This is a genomic window from Vibrio atlanticus (assembly GCF_024347315.1).
Lineage (GTDB): Bacteria > Pseudomonadota > Gammaproteobacteria > Enterobacterales > Vibrionaceae > Vibrio > Vibrio atlanticus.
The window spans coordinates 3,105,949-3,118,365 of record NZ_AP025460.1 but is presented as its reverse complement, the minus strand read 5'-3'; the positions used below and the strand labels follow the sequence as shown (position 1 = coordinate 3,118,365).

Here is a 12,417-nt window from a genome sequence, read left to right as displayed (position 1 = left end):
CTAAGGCTCGTCATTATGCCGAATCTTGTAGACTTTTATAGTAGGCGGGTAATGCTTCTTCTAACCAAAATCTTGGCTTGAGTGTGCTGCCAGTAATGAACCCCACATGACCGCCTTTTTGAAACAGTCGATAATCGATGTTATCAGGCAGAACGAACTTTGGAATCACATCATCGGTCATGAAAGGATCGTCCTTGGCATGAATGATCTGAGTTGGTAGTTTGATCTTCTTGAGTTTAGGCAGTGCGGAGCATTGTGCATAATAATCTTGGGCATTTTTGAACCCATGCAGAGGCGCCGTAATTTGTTCATCAAACTCATACAGTTTGGTGATCTTCTTAATGGTTTCCGCTGTGACCCCCAGCTTTTCCTGTAGCAGGTTAACTTTTTTCAAGGCGTTTGATTTTAGAGAGTTGAGTAGATACTTCTTATAGAGCTTGGAGAAGCCCTGCTCAATGCGACTAGAACAACAAGCCAAGTCAAATGGAGCTGATACTATGGTCGCCGCCGACAGCAATGGGTCGTCGGCATACTCAGCCAAATAATTCGCCAGCATGTTACCACCCAAAGAGATACCAACTGCAACTTTGGGGTTGCTGGGGAACTGCGCGTGCAGATGCCTTAGGAAAAAGCGCGCATCTTCGACTTCACCTGAATGGTATGCACGAGCCAAGCGATTTGGTTTTCCGCTGCAACCTCTAAAGTGCATCATCACTGATAGCCAACCATCTTTAGCAAATGCATTCATCAGCCCGTTGGCGTAAGGGCTCTCAAAGCTCCCTTCTAATCCGTGGAATAGAACGAATATTGGCTTGTTACTTTTATCATCATTGCTTGGCGTGTCACCGTCTGGCGATTCACTCCATGCAAGGTCTAGGAAATCGCCGTCGGGAGTTTCTAAGGTCTGCCATTGAGGAGCAAACAACGCCTGCTTTCTAATAAATCTTGGCACTAAGGTTTGTAAATGTGGATTCGACAGGCCAGCGGCAGCGGTAAATATTGTCATAAAAACAGTCCATGCTTCTTTTATGGGCTTTGATAAAGTGTTGAGCTTTTAGCGAAACGCCCACGTTTTTATTTGAGCTTGGTTGATTCTTAGCATAAGCGCAAGGGTTTCACTGATATGATCGACCAAAACAGGTGATGGGTAACTGGTTGAATAATATCAAGGTTGGGCGTATTAAAGACTCCCCCAGATGTGTTTTAGTCAGCATGCGATCATGGTAACGAGCGAGCGCAGTTAAGCTTGGAGCTTGATTGAATAAAAGGAAAAGGAAATGCGTTAGGGCTGTGGTGCTGGTTCAGAAAAAGCGTCGTAGAGATTTTCCGCCCCTAATAAACGACAGTACTGTAAAGCGAGCGGTGATTGTTGGTTCGCTGTAAGTTGAAGAGACTTAATGCAGTCGACGAGATCGGATTGCTGTTGTTTCTCAAGCTGCAGCTCAAATTGTAAGGCTTCACGGTAGAGTGAATCAACAACGTGTGCTTTGAGGTGTTTACGCAGCTCTCGATAACTATGAAGCAAGGTTTCAGAGCGACTTAAGCATTGTTGCACCTTGTGCCACTCCTCCTCAGCGAAAGAGAGTTGCTGCTCATCAAGCCATTTGAGAAGCAGCAGTAGATTGACGTTGCCATGGAATTGGTTTTGCAAAGCTAAGCACGCATCCTTAACACCGCGCACACTGTAATACTGAAGGCTAAATTGCCATAGTCGTTCCAGTGTTAGTGATATTGGTGCGTGCTCTGGGCTCATAAGCTATCCATATCCAGTTCCATCTGCTCAAGCTCTTCTTGAGTGGACATCCAATCCATTTCAACTTCTTCTAGCTGTGACTTACTGCTCGCTTGTAGAGCGAGTACTTTATTCAGTTTAGCCTTATTTTCAGCTTCATACAGTGAAGTATCGGATAATTCTTGCTCGGCTTCTTCAAGAGCCAACGTTAATTTATCCATCTGCTTTTCAAATTGAGTCAGCTTTTTACGAATTGGTGCCGTTAGTTTACGGAACTCTGCTTCTTTACGTTTCTGATCTTTTTTTGCTGCTGCACTGTTGGCGCCATCTTTTGCTGGTGCCAATGCTTGTGCTTCTTTTCGCTCAACTTTCTGTTGTTCGGTTAGCCACTTGTAGTAATCGCTAAGGTCACCATCAAACGGTGCAACTTGACGGTCGTGTACAAGGTATAAATCATCAGTAGTGGCACGAAGTAGGTAGCGGTCGTGCGATACGATAACCATCGCGCCTTCAAACGTCTGCAATGCAAACGTTAGTGCCTGACGCATATCGAGATCCAAGTGGTTGGTTGGTTCATCGAGTAGCAACAGGTTCGGTTTTTGCCATACCAGTAGCGCCAGAACTAAACGCGCTTTTTCACCACCAGAGAACGGTGCCACTTTATCGAGCGCTTTTTCACCTTGGAAGCCAAAGCTACCTAGGTAGTCACGCAGTTGTTGCTCGGTGTGTTTTGGCGCAATCTGCATCATGTGCTGAAGTGGTGTCTCTTCCGGGTGCAGCGTCTCTAATTGGTGTTGGGCAAAGTAACCCATTTTAACGCCTTGTGAATAGCTTAGCTCGCCACCTTGTTGTTTCAGTTCACCTGAAAGCAGCTTAATCAGCGTCGATTTACCGGCACCATTTCGACCAAGCAAACCAATACGGCTGCCCGGTACTAGGTTTAGGCGAATCTTCTCTAGAATCAGATTGTCATCGTAACCTGCAGAGACTTCGTCCATCATCATGATTGGGTTTGGTAGTGCGTCTGGTTCTCTAAATTCAAAGCTGAAAGGGTTATCAAACTGAGCGGGCAGTACTTGTTCCATTTTCTCTAGCGCTTTAATACGGCTTTGCGCTTGGCGAGCTTTTGAAGCTTTATAACGGAAACGGTCAATGTAGCTCTGCATGTGAGACATTTGTTTCTGCTGCTTTTGGTACATCGCTTGTTGCAGAATTAGCTTTTGCGCTCGTTGGGTTTCAAACGACGAGTAGTTACCGGTGTATTCATTGAGCAGTTGATTTTCAACATGCACGATGCGGTTGACGATAGGATCCAAGAAGTCCCTATCGTGTGAGATAAGAACCAGTGTGCCTGGGTAGTTTTGTAACCAGCGTTCTAGCCACATTACAGCGTCTAAATCCAAGTGGTTGGTTGGCTCATCGAGTAACAGTAGGTCACTGCGACACAGTAGGGCTTGCGCTAGGTTCAAACGCATACGCCAACCCCCTGAAAATTGAGTCAGGTTCCATGTCATTTGTTCTTGGCGAAAGCCCAGGCCGTCTAACAGCTCAGCCGCGCGTGCTTTGATGCTATAACCACCAATGGTTTCAATCTTGCCATGGATCTCTGCGACTAATGTGCCGTTGTCGGCTTGTTCGGCTTTCTCCAGTTGATCTTCAAGGCCACGGTATTCGCGGTCGCCATCAATCACGTATTCAATTGCTGTTCTTTCTAATGCAGGTGTTTCTTGAGCAACCCAAGCCATTTCCCAATGGGCTGGTTTACTGAATGAGCCAGCATCAATAGACAGTTCGTCCTTAATTAGGGCGAACAGCGTAGATTTACCACAGCCATTCTTACCAACCAAACCGATCTTGTCGCCAGGGTGAAAAGTCGCAGATGCTTGGTCGAGGAGTGGCTTACCGCCGCGTAGCAATTGAATATCAGAGAAAGTAATCATAATTGAAATAGCATAGAAATTAGAGGTGAACAGACGCCTGCATAGTAGGCTGAAACCAGATAAAAGTCGATCACAATGCAATTTGCGTTATGATGCCAATAACATATTAGTAACTTTTGCTTAAATTCTAGTGGCCTTGCCACCGTTTAGCCTTCAAAGGAATGTTTCAAAGGAATGAGTAATACTCCCTCGACAGACAACCCCGTGCCCAAGGTGCTGGTCATCTATGCGCATCCAGAGCCACAAACCTCTATCGCTAACCAGATCATGGTTAAAAAGATAGAGTCGCTTGGGAATGTCAAAGTCCACGATCTCTACGCCATCTATCCTGATTTCTTTATTGATGTGCCTTCTGAGCATGCATTGCTGCTTGAATATGATGTGATCGTGTTCCAACACCCTTTGTTTATGTATTCCTGCCCATCACTGCTTAAAGAGTGGTTTGACCGAGTCTTAGGCAAGGGTTTTGCGTTTGGTGAGCAAAGTGCGCTTAAAGGTAAACACTGGCGCAGTGTGATTACTACCGGTGGTAAAGAAGAGGCGTTTGGTGCCGCAGGCTATAATAAATATCCATTACAAGAGATTTTGCAACCATTCGAGCTAACTGCTGCTTTGTGTCAGATGCACTGGATATCCCCTTTGGTTTTACACTGGGCACGAAATGTCACCGATATGACGCGTTACCAACACGCAGAAGCGTATCGAAATTGGTTGCGAGACCCGCTACAAGATATAGGAGCGAATGATGGCTCTGACTAACGATTTTCTACAAAGTAGCGTTATATTTTTAGCAGCTGCTGTGGTTGCGGTTCCTATCGCACAGCGCGCTGGCTTGGGTTCAGTACTCGGTTACTTATTAGCGGGTGTGGCGATTGGCCCGTGGGGGCTTGGTTTAATCAGTGATGTAGAGGCGATTCTACACTTCTCCGAATTCGGGGTGGTACTGCTGCTCTTCTTGATTGGTCTCGAACTTAATCCGAAAAAACTGTGGCAGATGCGAGCCCCCATTCTCGGACTCGGTGGCGCTCAAGTGCTGATCACCACTCTGATTATTACCGCCATCGCGTGTATGTTTGGTTTAACTTGGCAAACTAGCTTAGTCATCGGCATGGGTTTAGCTTTGTCTTCGACCGCTATTGCGTTGCGTGTTATTGAAGAGCGAGAGCTTGGTGGCAAAGAAGCAGGGCAGTCAGGCTTTGCGGTATTACTTTTCCAAGATATTGCCGTAATCCCTATGTTGGCGATGCTGCCTTTGCTTGCTGGCAATACGGGCGGCAGTTGGGCTGACATGTTGTGGATGCTAGGCGGTGTGATTGGCTTGCTTGTCGGTGGTCACTTCTTGTTGAGACCACTATTCCGATATGTAGTCATGAGCGGTGTGCGTGAGTTGTTCACGGTAGCAGCGCTATTATTGGTGATTGGTATTGCCGTCATCATGCAGCAGATTGGTTTGTCGATGGCATTAGGTACTTTCTTGGCGGGCGTACTTCTGGCTGAAAGTGAATATCGACACGAGCTTGAAATCGCGATTGACCCATTCAAAGGGTTACTGCTTGGCTTGTTCTTTATTTCGGTTGGTATGGCGGTGAACTTAGGTTTACTGGCAGAAAGCCCATTCGCAATACTTATCGCAGTGTCGTCTCTGGTCGTATTGAAAGGTTTGGTGCTGTATGCGCTGGCTCGTATCTTCGGCACTCAAGCTAAAGCGCGCAGCCGAATGGCGATGATCCTTAGCCAAGGTGGTGAGTTCGCCTTCGTTATTTTTACCGCGGCGAGCGCACAAGGCATCTTAAGCGGCGACCAAGTGTCGTTCTTACTGGTTGTTGTGAGCCTGTCTATGGTGACCACACCATTGATGCTTAAGCTGCAAGACCGATTTTTTGCTCGCCAACTTAATCAAATCAGTGAAAGCGCGATGTCTTCGGATGTGGTTGATCGTAGCCCTCGAGTGATCATTGCAGGCTTTGGTCGTTTCGGTCAGATCATTGGTCGCTTGATGTACGCCAATAAGATTCGTATCACCGTCCTTGAAAGTGATGCCAGCCAAATACACATCCTTAGAAAGTTCGGCTACAAGGTGTTCTACGGTGACTCGACTCATCTTGAATTATTACGCGCAGCCGGAGCTGATAAAGCGGAAGCGATCGTGTTGTGTACCGACTCTCCAGACGAAATCATGAAAACTGTCGACTTGTGTAAGCAGCATTTCCCACAGTTAAAGATTTTAGCGCGCGCTCGAAGCCGTGTTGAAGCGTATCAATTACTTAACCATGGTGTGAGTAACTACTCGCGTGAAACCTTCCTTGGGGCATTAGATTTAGGTCGTCAAACATTGACCGAACTTGGCATGCATCCATATAAAGCGAAGCGAGCAGAAGCACACTTTAGGAAATTGGATAATGGTATGCTGAAAGAGTTACTTCCTCAGCATAACGAAGATGCCGAGTTAGCCCAGCGAGCGAAAGAGGCTCGTAAAGAGCTTGAAGAGATTTTTGGACACGAGATGGAAAACGATCACCAGTCTCGAAATTATTGGCAATAGTCTGGAGTGAATTGCTCTTCAGAACTTATAACCAAGATTTTATAACTAACAACAATACACCCTAATAATAAACGCGGTCTCTACAGAGCCTTTAACTCAGAGATGAATAGAAGAACTGCGAATCCAGAGTAGTAAAGGATATGAACGTGAAACAGAAAAAACGCTTTATCGCTGGGGCGAGCTGCCCAAGCTGTAGTACTCAAGACACACTCCGCTGGTGGGTTGAAAATAATATCGAGCTGGTGGAATGCGTCGATTGTGACTTCACCGAGCAGCGTAAACCGAAAACTGTAGAGAAATCTGAACACGCAAATCAAGAAATGATCGGTATTTTTAAGCCTGAATGATTGAGTTTCGTCAATTGATCCCCATAATATCCGGGTACAGAATTTTTCCTAAGCTCAACTGTTCGAGCTTAGTCCAAACCTCCTTGGAGCTCTCATGAAAATTGAAAAGAACGTAGTAGTTAGTGTTGCATATCAAGTGAAACTTGAAGATGGCGTAGTAGTTGACCAATCAACTGCAGAAGCTCCACTAGATTACCTTCACGGTCACAACAACCTAATTACAGGTCTTGAAAAAGAGCTTGAAGGCAAAGTCGCTGGCGACAAGTTCTCAGCAACTGTTACTCCAGAAGACGCTTACGGCGAGCACAACGATGACCTAGTTCAACGTGTTCCTGCTGACGTGTTCCAAGGTGTTGAGCAAATCGAAGTTGGCATGCGTTTCCTAGCGGATACTGACCAAGGTCCAATCCCAGTTGAAGTTACTGAAGTAGATGGCGACGAAGTTGTTGTTGACGGCAACCACATGCTAGCTGGCCAAACTCTAACGTTTGACGTTGAAGTTGTAGCGGTTCGTGAAGCGACTGAAGAAGAAGTTCAACACGGTCACGTACACCAAGAAGGCGGCTGTGGCGGTCACGACCACGATCATGATCACGAAGGTGGCTGCTGTGGTGGCGAAGGCCATGACCATGCTGAAGAGAAAAAAGACGGCTGCTGCGGCGGCGGTAGCTGTGGTTCTCACTAATATCGAATTAACGGTTTAGTTTAAGAATATTGAAAGCCTCCCTTGTGGAGGTTTTTTTCGTTTAGGGTGCTAGCTTTTTGAGTTGGCTTTTCGTCTACCAAACTAAATGTCAGTAAATCTTAGTGTCCGCAAATCTAAGCGTTCGTAAATAGTTTGGTTTTCGCTATCAGACATCAAACCATGGATGTGGTATTGATAGCACAACATTATAAGACGACGTCAGTGGAGAGTTCGCATGTCACAGCCTTTTTCAATTGCCATTCATGGTGGTGCAGGCACCATCTTACGAGAGCAAATGAGCGATGAATTAAAAACGGGTATTACCGAGGCTTTGGAAAAGTCTGTTTTAGCCGGCTATCAAGTGTTGCAATCGGGTGGTGACGCTCTGGATGCAGTGGTTGCATCGGTTAAAGTGATGGAAGACAGTCCGCATTTTAATGCAGGTAAAGGTTCGGTTCTGACTCATGATGAATTTGTTGAGATGGATGCTTCTGTGATGCACGGTCGTGAAATGGATGCGGGTGCTATTGCCGGTGTTCGTCATATCAAAAACCCGGTAGAGCTGGCTCGTGATGTGATGCTTAAAAGCGACCACGTACTGCTGATTGGTGAAGGCGCAGAGAGGTTTGCGTTTGAGCATGAGTATACCTTCACCGAGCAAGACTACTTCTTTACTGAGCGTCGTTATGATCAACTTCAGTCGATGAAAGAGAAAGGCATCTTTGCTTTGTCTGAAGCAAAATACGATGAAGAGCAAGCTCAAAAATACCCCGACGATAAAAAGTACGGCACAGTTGGTGCGGTGGCGTTAGATCAAGCAGGTAATTTGGCTGCCGCAACCAGCACTGGTGGCGTAACCAATAAAAAATACGGTCGTGTGGGAGATTCTCCAATCATCGGTGCAGGCACTGTTGCTGAGAATGGCAACGTGGCCGTTTCAACAACAGGCATGGGTGAATTCTTCCTTAGAAAGATGGTCGCCAGCGATGTGGCGGCAAGAATGCGTTATCTCAAGGAAGATGTGCATACGGCTTGTGAACACATCATTCAAGGTGAACTGAAAACCATCGGTGGCGAAGGCGGCTTGATTGCTATCGATAGCCAAGGTGATATTCACTTCGCCATGAACAGTTCAGGAATGTATCGCGCGAGTGTTGATACGAAAGGCTGCGTGGAAGTGAAGATTTATGCCGATGACTAAGCTTGTATTGGCTTAACTGGCTTTGGTTAAATTAGCGCAGATTAAACAAACAAAAAGGGCGACAGATAAGCATCTGTCGCCCTTTTAGTTTTCTATGTCCCGTCCTGAAATGTGTTTACACATTGAGGACGAGAAACTAACGATATGCGTCGCTAGAATTAATTCGTTATCTTTAAACCGCACTTAATAGTGTGGGGGTGGCGTCTCTTCTGATGCGTCAGCGAGGTTTGAGCCATCCATATTTTTTACTTTGCCAACCACGAACTTCATCTGGTCTTGCATTCTCGTGATCAACATCTGTTGTTGGCTAAGCGCTTCATTAAGTTCTTCAATGGTTTGCTCTTGGAAAGCCAACTGACATTCTAGGTCATTCACGCGGCTTTCTAATTGTTCAACTCGCTTTTCTGTCATCGTTCTTAATCCACATTCCAAGCTTGGGCAATGCCCGCAGAGGTGCCCGATATCACACGGTTCTTATCATCAAAGGCTGCATCATACACTACCGCACGAGGAGGGCGAGCATCTTTTAATGGCTCGGCGTCGTGGCGAGAAATGCGTTTACCATCTTGAGTATTCCACACGCTCACTTGGCTAGATGGCGTACCTGTTACCAACATACTGCCGTCATCAGAAAAGCGAGCACTGGAGAAAATTAGCTGTCGAGACCAGCTCTGCAATTGAGCTTGAGGTTCACCTGTCTCAAGATCCCAGATCATCGCTTGATTCCCTCCATCGGAGGTAAAAGCTAGCTCTCCATCTCGTTGTAAGGCAACTCGTACGACTCTTTGTTCATGCTCGAATGTACGCAATACCAAGCCTGATTCGGTATCCCAAAGGTAAGCTTTATAGTCGTTACCGCCTGATAATGCGTAGCGCCCATTCGAAGATAGGGAGACGGAATTAACTTTTTCTCGGTGAGCGAGGAACTCCAGACGGCGTCCGGTGACTAAGTCCACATAGATAGCTTTGCCATTAGATAGGCCCAGCAGGACTTTTTCACCGTTGCTAGAGATATCAACATCGCGAATTAAGCCATCGGAAATCGACCATAGCCCTTCAGCTTGTGTCCAAGATAAGTCCCAAACGGCGAAATTCATCTGACTGGCGGTAATGGCAAAGCGACCATTGTCAGAGATGCGAATACGCGATACTTGATTTTCGGATTGATCTTGTGGACCAAGTTGAGCCAGTTCTTTGTTTTGGGCAAGATCCCAAAGGAGCAGCTGTTTTTGCTGCGAGTAGAGCAGCGCGAAGCGACCATCTCTACTTAGGGCAAAGCTGGTGGCGCCGTTGGGTTCAATTTCCCAGCGTTGGTCATCATCTTGGAAGAAAAAGCAGCCATTTAACAAGGTGATGACAATCGTACATAGCAATGAGTGGAAAAATATTCGCATCACATCCAATAATCCGGTTTGTGTCGAAAGACATATGACTAGTATATTGTTATAACTAACGTATTCACACCAATCTAATCATTAGATTTGTGCACAATAACCAATGGCTTGGCCATTAATTGGAGAATTCAATGAAATCAGTTTTAAAAGTATCACTGCTTGCCGCAACGGTTATGCTAGCAGTTGGTTGTCAGAAAGAAGAACCAAAGGCAGAAGCTCCACAGGTAGAAGAAGTTAAAGTTGCAGCAGTAAACTTTAAAACAGAAGATGACAAAGCGGCATACGCAATCGGTGTATCTTTCGCTAACTACTTAAGCACAAGCATTGATAAGCCAAGCGAGCTAGGTATTAACCTAGACAAAGCGATGGTTCTTCAAGGTATCGAAGACGTATTCGCAGAGAAGACGGCACTTAACGAAGAAGAGACTCGTGCAGCTCTTGAAGCTCTAGACAAGCGTGTTGCTGAAACGATGCAAGCACAAGCGGCAGAAAAGTCTGCAGAAGTGAAGAAAGCGGGTGATGACTTCCGCGCTGAGTTCGCTAAAACTGAAGGCGTTAAGCAAACTGAATCTGGTCTACTTTACCAAGTAATGACGGCTGGTGAAGGCGCTTCTCCAAAAGATACTGATACGGTTCAAGTACACTACAAAGGTACGCTAACAGACGGCACTCAGTTCGACAGCTCTTACGATCGTGGCGAACCAGCAACATTCCCACTAAACCGCGTAATCCCAGGCTGGACTGAAGGCGTACAATTGATGCAAGTGGGTTCTAAGTACAAGTTCGTTATCCCGCCAGAGCTAGCATACGGTGAGCAAGATACACCGACTATCCCAGCTAACTCAACGCTAGTATTCGAAGTAGAACTACTAAATATCGATAACGCTGAAGCAGCTCCTGCACAATAATATCGGTTAAAAGCCTCGTACTAAAATACGTTGATTGAATAAAAAGCCTAACTTTAAGTTAGGCTTTTTTTATGACTTGAATATGAGTATTTGATTTTTAAACTTGTTCTAAATCACTAGTTGCAATGTTAGCTAGGTGTGCAATTAAAATTTTCTGATAAACTTACATAAATTTGTTGATTTTTCACACGAAGGTAAGGAATAAGTGACTACTACAGAAACAGTCAATGCGGACATGTTACTCGAAATGGAATCAGTCCATGTCATGCCATTCAGTGAACACGATAAAATTATCTTAAGATCTTACGAGGCCGTAGTTGATGGTATTGCGAGTCTGATCGGTCCGTTTTGTGAAATCGTTTTACACTCTTTAGAAGACCTCAATACTTCAGCGATTAAAATTGCCAATGGTGAAAATACAGGCCGTCAGGTTGGTTCGCCAATCACCGATCTTGCATTGAAGATGCTGAAAGATATTGAAGGTTCTAAGCGTAACTTCTCTCGTTCATATTTTACTCGCGCTAAAGGCGGGGTACTAATGAAGTCGATCACGGTTGCTATCCGCAATGGTGAAGACCGAGTGATTGGCTTATTGTGTATTAACGTGAACTTAGATGCGCCATTCTCACAAGTTCTGCAATCTTTCATGCCTACGCAAGACGCGGACGAAGCAGCGTCATCTGTTAACTTTGCTAGTGACGTTGAAGAACTTGTCGACCAAACGGTTGAACGCACGATTGAAGAAATCAATGCAGACAAATCTGTATCGAACAACACCAAAAATCGCCAAATCGTGATGGAGCTATACGACAAAGGTATTTTCGACATCAAAGACGCGATTAACCGCGTTGCTGAGCGATTGAATATCTCTAAGCACACAGTGTACTTGTACATCCGTCAACGTAAAACAGAGGATGAAGAGGGTTGTTAAGCTATACACTCTTAGTTAATGGACCCGTTTACGGCTCACAATCCGCAAGAAGTGCTTATCAGTTTGCTGTGGCTCTATTGAAACAGGGCCACAAACTTCACAGTGTGTTCTTCTATCAAGACGGCGTCAGTAATGGCTCTGGCATTACTGTGCCTGCTAATGATGAATTTGATTTAGCTGCCGCTTGGCAAAAACTGGCGGACGAGCACAATGTTAGCTTAGAGACATGTGTTGCTGCTGCGCTAAGGCGTGGAGTTATCAGCACGGAAGAAGCGGCGCAACATCAATTAAGTGCATCTAACTTGGCGACAGGGTTTACCCAAGCTGGCTTAGGGAGTTTATCTGAAGCACTTCTGACGCAAGATAGGGTTGTCCAGTTTTGAGCACATTAGCATTTATATTTAACAGCTTTCCTCATACAACGGCTGCAGGTAGGGAAGGGCTAGACGCATTGTTAGCGGCTTCAGCTTACAGTGAAGACATCAGCGTATTCTTTGTCGGTGATGGCGTTACACAGCTTCTCAAAGCGCAACAGCCTGATGAATCCTTATCACGCGACTATATTTCCGCATTCAAGCTTATGGACCTTTACGACATCGAGCAGGTTTACGTGTGTCAACATAGCCTCAATCAGTTTGGTCTCTCGACTGATAGCTTACTGATCGATGTGACTGCGCTAGAAGTGAATGAGTTGACGCAGAAGTTAGCTCAGAGCAAAAAAATACTGACTTTCTAGG

At 45.6% G+C, this 12,417-nt stretch carries 14 protein-coding genes; 9 read left to right on the top strand and 5 right to left on the bottom strand.

Features of this window, described 5'->3' with window-relative positions:
• Positions 1 to 13: 13 nt before the first annotated feature.
• From OCV30_RS14105 to OCV30_RS14095, 3 genes are all read right to left on the bottom strand, one after another.
• The gene (locus OCV30_RS14105) at positions 14 to 1,006 is read right to left on the bottom strand and encodes a hydrolase (RefSeq protein WP_065679720.1); all 993 of its coding nucleotides are present in this window, start codon (positions 1,004 to 1,006) and stop codon (positions 14 to 16) included.
• Positions 1,007 to 1,282: 276 nt separating this feature from the next.
• Positions 1,283 to 1,753: a TIGR02444 family protein gene (locus OCV30_RS14100; protein ID WP_009848923.1), complete on the bottom strand. Its 471-nt coding sequence runs from the start codon at positions 1,751 to 1,753 to the stop codon at positions 1,283 to 1,285.
• On the bottom strand, positions 1,750 to 3,672 hold the full coding sequence (locus tag OCV30_RS14095; RefSeq protein WP_017096560.1) for an ABC transporter ATP-binding protein: 1,923 nt from the start codon (positions 3,670 to 3,672) through the stop codon (positions 1,750 to 1,752). Before OCV30_RS14095 ends, OCV30_RS14100 begins: the two co-directional genes overlap by 4 nt.
• A gap of 174 nt (positions 3,673 to 3,846) precedes the next feature.
• Between OCV30_RS14095 and kefG the strand changes: the two genes are divergently transcribed.
• From kefG to OCV30_RS14070, 5 genes are all read left to right on the top strand, one after another.
• A complete protein-coding gene (gene kefG / locus OCV30_RS14090; protein ID WP_009848925.1) occupies positions 3,847 to 4,431 on the top strand; it encodes a glutathione-regulated potassium-efflux system ancillary protein KefG in 585 nt (194 codons plus the stop codon).
• Positions 4,418 to 6,214: a glutathione-regulated potassium-efflux system protein KefB gene (gene kefB / locus OCV30_RS14085; protein WP_029225383.1), complete on the top strand. Its 1,797-nt coding sequence runs from the start codon at positions 4,418 to 4,420 to the stop codon at positions 6,212 to 6,214. The genes kefG and kefB overlap by 14 nt, the downstream gene beginning before the upstream one ends.
• A 146-nt stretch (positions 6,215 to 6,360) precedes the next feature.
• Entirely contained in the window at positions 6,361 to 6,561 is a 201-nt protein-coding gene (locus OCV30_RS14080) for a YheV family putative zinc ribbon protein (protein WP_020477226.1), read from the top strand.
• Between the two features lie 94 nt (positions 6,562 to 6,655).
• Positions 6,656 to 7,246, top strand: coding sequence for a peptidylprolyl isomerase (slyD, locus tag OCV30_RS14075; RefSeq protein WP_009848928.1), 591 nt, complete (start codon positions 6,656 to 6,658; stop codon positions 7,244 to 7,246).
• A 235-nt stretch (positions 7,247 to 7,481) separates the two neighbouring features.
• Positions 7,482 to 8,447, top strand: coding sequence for an isoaspartyl peptidase/L-asparaginase family protein (locus OCV30_RS14070; protein WP_065679719.1), 966 nt, complete (start codon positions 7,482 to 7,484; stop codon positions 8,445 to 8,447).
• A 183-nt stretch (positions 8,448 to 8,630) separates the two neighbouring features.
• Here the strand turns inward: OCV30_RS14070 and OCV30_RS14065 are convergent, their stop codons facing one another.
• A complete protein-coding gene (locus tag OCV30_RS14065; protein ID WP_009848930.1) occupies positions 8,631 to 8,858 on the bottom strand; it encodes a SlyX family protein in 228 nt (75 codons plus the stop codon).
• Between the two features lie 5 nt (positions 8,859 to 8,863).
• Positions 8,864 to 9,841 (bottom strand): WD40 repeat domain-containing protein, encoded by a 978-nt coding sequence (locus tag OCV30_RS14060; RefSeq protein ID WP_009848931.1) that lies wholly within the window; start codon positions 9,839 to 9,841, stop codon positions 8,864 to 8,866.
• A 131-nt stretch (positions 9,842 to 9,972) separates the two neighbouring features.
• Here OCV30_RS14060 and fkpA point away from each other — a divergent pair, with 131 nt between their 5' ends.
• The 4 genes from fkpA (at position 9,973) to tusC (ending at position 12,416) form a co-directional block, all read left to right on the top strand.
• Complete coding sequence (fkpA, locus tag OCV30_RS14055) at positions 9,973 to 10,749, top strand: FKBP-type peptidyl-prolyl cis-trans isomerase (RefSeq protein ID WP_009848932.1); 777 nt, start codon at positions 9,973 to 9,975, stop codon at positions 10,747 to 10,749.
• 205 nt (positions 10,750 to 10,954) lie between these two features.
• The gene (locus tag OCV30_RS14050) at positions 10,955 to 11,680 is read left to right on the top strand and encodes a helix-turn-helix transcriptional regulator (protein ID WP_012604921.1); all 726 of its coding nucleotides are present in this window, start codon (positions 10,955 to 10,957) and stop codon (positions 11,678 to 11,680) included.
• Positions 11,674 to 12,063 (top strand): sulfurtransferase complex subunit TusD, encoded by a 390-nt coding sequence (gene tusD, locus OCV30_RS14045; protein WP_017103600.1) that lies wholly within the window; start codon positions 11,674 to 11,676, stop codon positions 12,061 to 12,063. Before OCV30_RS14050 ends, tusD begins: the two co-directional genes overlap by 7 nt.
• Complete coding sequence (tusC, locus tag OCV30_RS14040) at positions 12,060 to 12,416, top strand: sulfurtransferase complex subunit TusC (RefSeq protein ID WP_065679718.1); 357 nt, start codon at positions 12,060 to 12,062, stop codon at positions 12,414 to 12,416. Before tusD ends, tusC begins: the two co-directional genes overlap by 4 nt.
• Position 12,417 lies beyond the last annotated feature (1 nt).

Coding starts and splice junctions, on each gene's coding strand:
- OCV30_RS14105 (WP_065679720.1), bottom strand. CDS start 1,006: ATGACAATATTTACCGCTGCCGCTGGCCTGTCGAATCCACATTTACAA.
- OCV30_RS14100 (WP_009848923.1), bottom strand. CDS start 1,753: ATGAGCCCAGAGCACGCACCAATATCACTAACACTGGAACGACTATGG.
- OCV30_RS14095 (WP_017096560.1), bottom strand. CDS start 3,672: ATGATTACTTTCTCTGATATTCAATTGCTACGCGGCGGTAAGCCACTC.
- kefG (WP_009848925.1), top strand. CDS start 3,847: ATGAGTAATACTCCCTCGACAGACAACCCCGTGCCCAAGGTGCTGGTC.
- kefB (WP_029225383.1), top strand. CDS start 4,418: ATGGCTCTGACTAACGATTTTCTACAAAGTAGCGTTATATTTTTAGCA.
- slyD (WP_009848928.1), top strand. CDS start 6,656: ATGAAAATTGAAAAGAACGTAGTAGTTAGTGTTGCATATCAAGTGAAA.
- OCV30_RS14070 (WP_065679719.1), top strand. CDS start 7,482: ATGTCACAGCCTTTTTCAATTGCCATTCATGGTGGTGCAGGCACCATC.
- OCV30_RS14065 (WP_009848930.1), bottom strand. CDS start 8,858: ATGACAGAAAAGCGAGTTGAACAATTAGAAAGCCGCGTGAATGACCTA.
- OCV30_RS14060 (WP_009848931.1), bottom strand. CDS start 9,841: ATGCGAATATTTTTCCACTCATTGCTATGTACGATTGTCATCACCTTG.
- fkpA (WP_009848932.1), top strand. CDS start 9,973: ATGAAATCAGTTTTAAAAGTATCACTGCTTGCCGCAACGGTTATGCTA.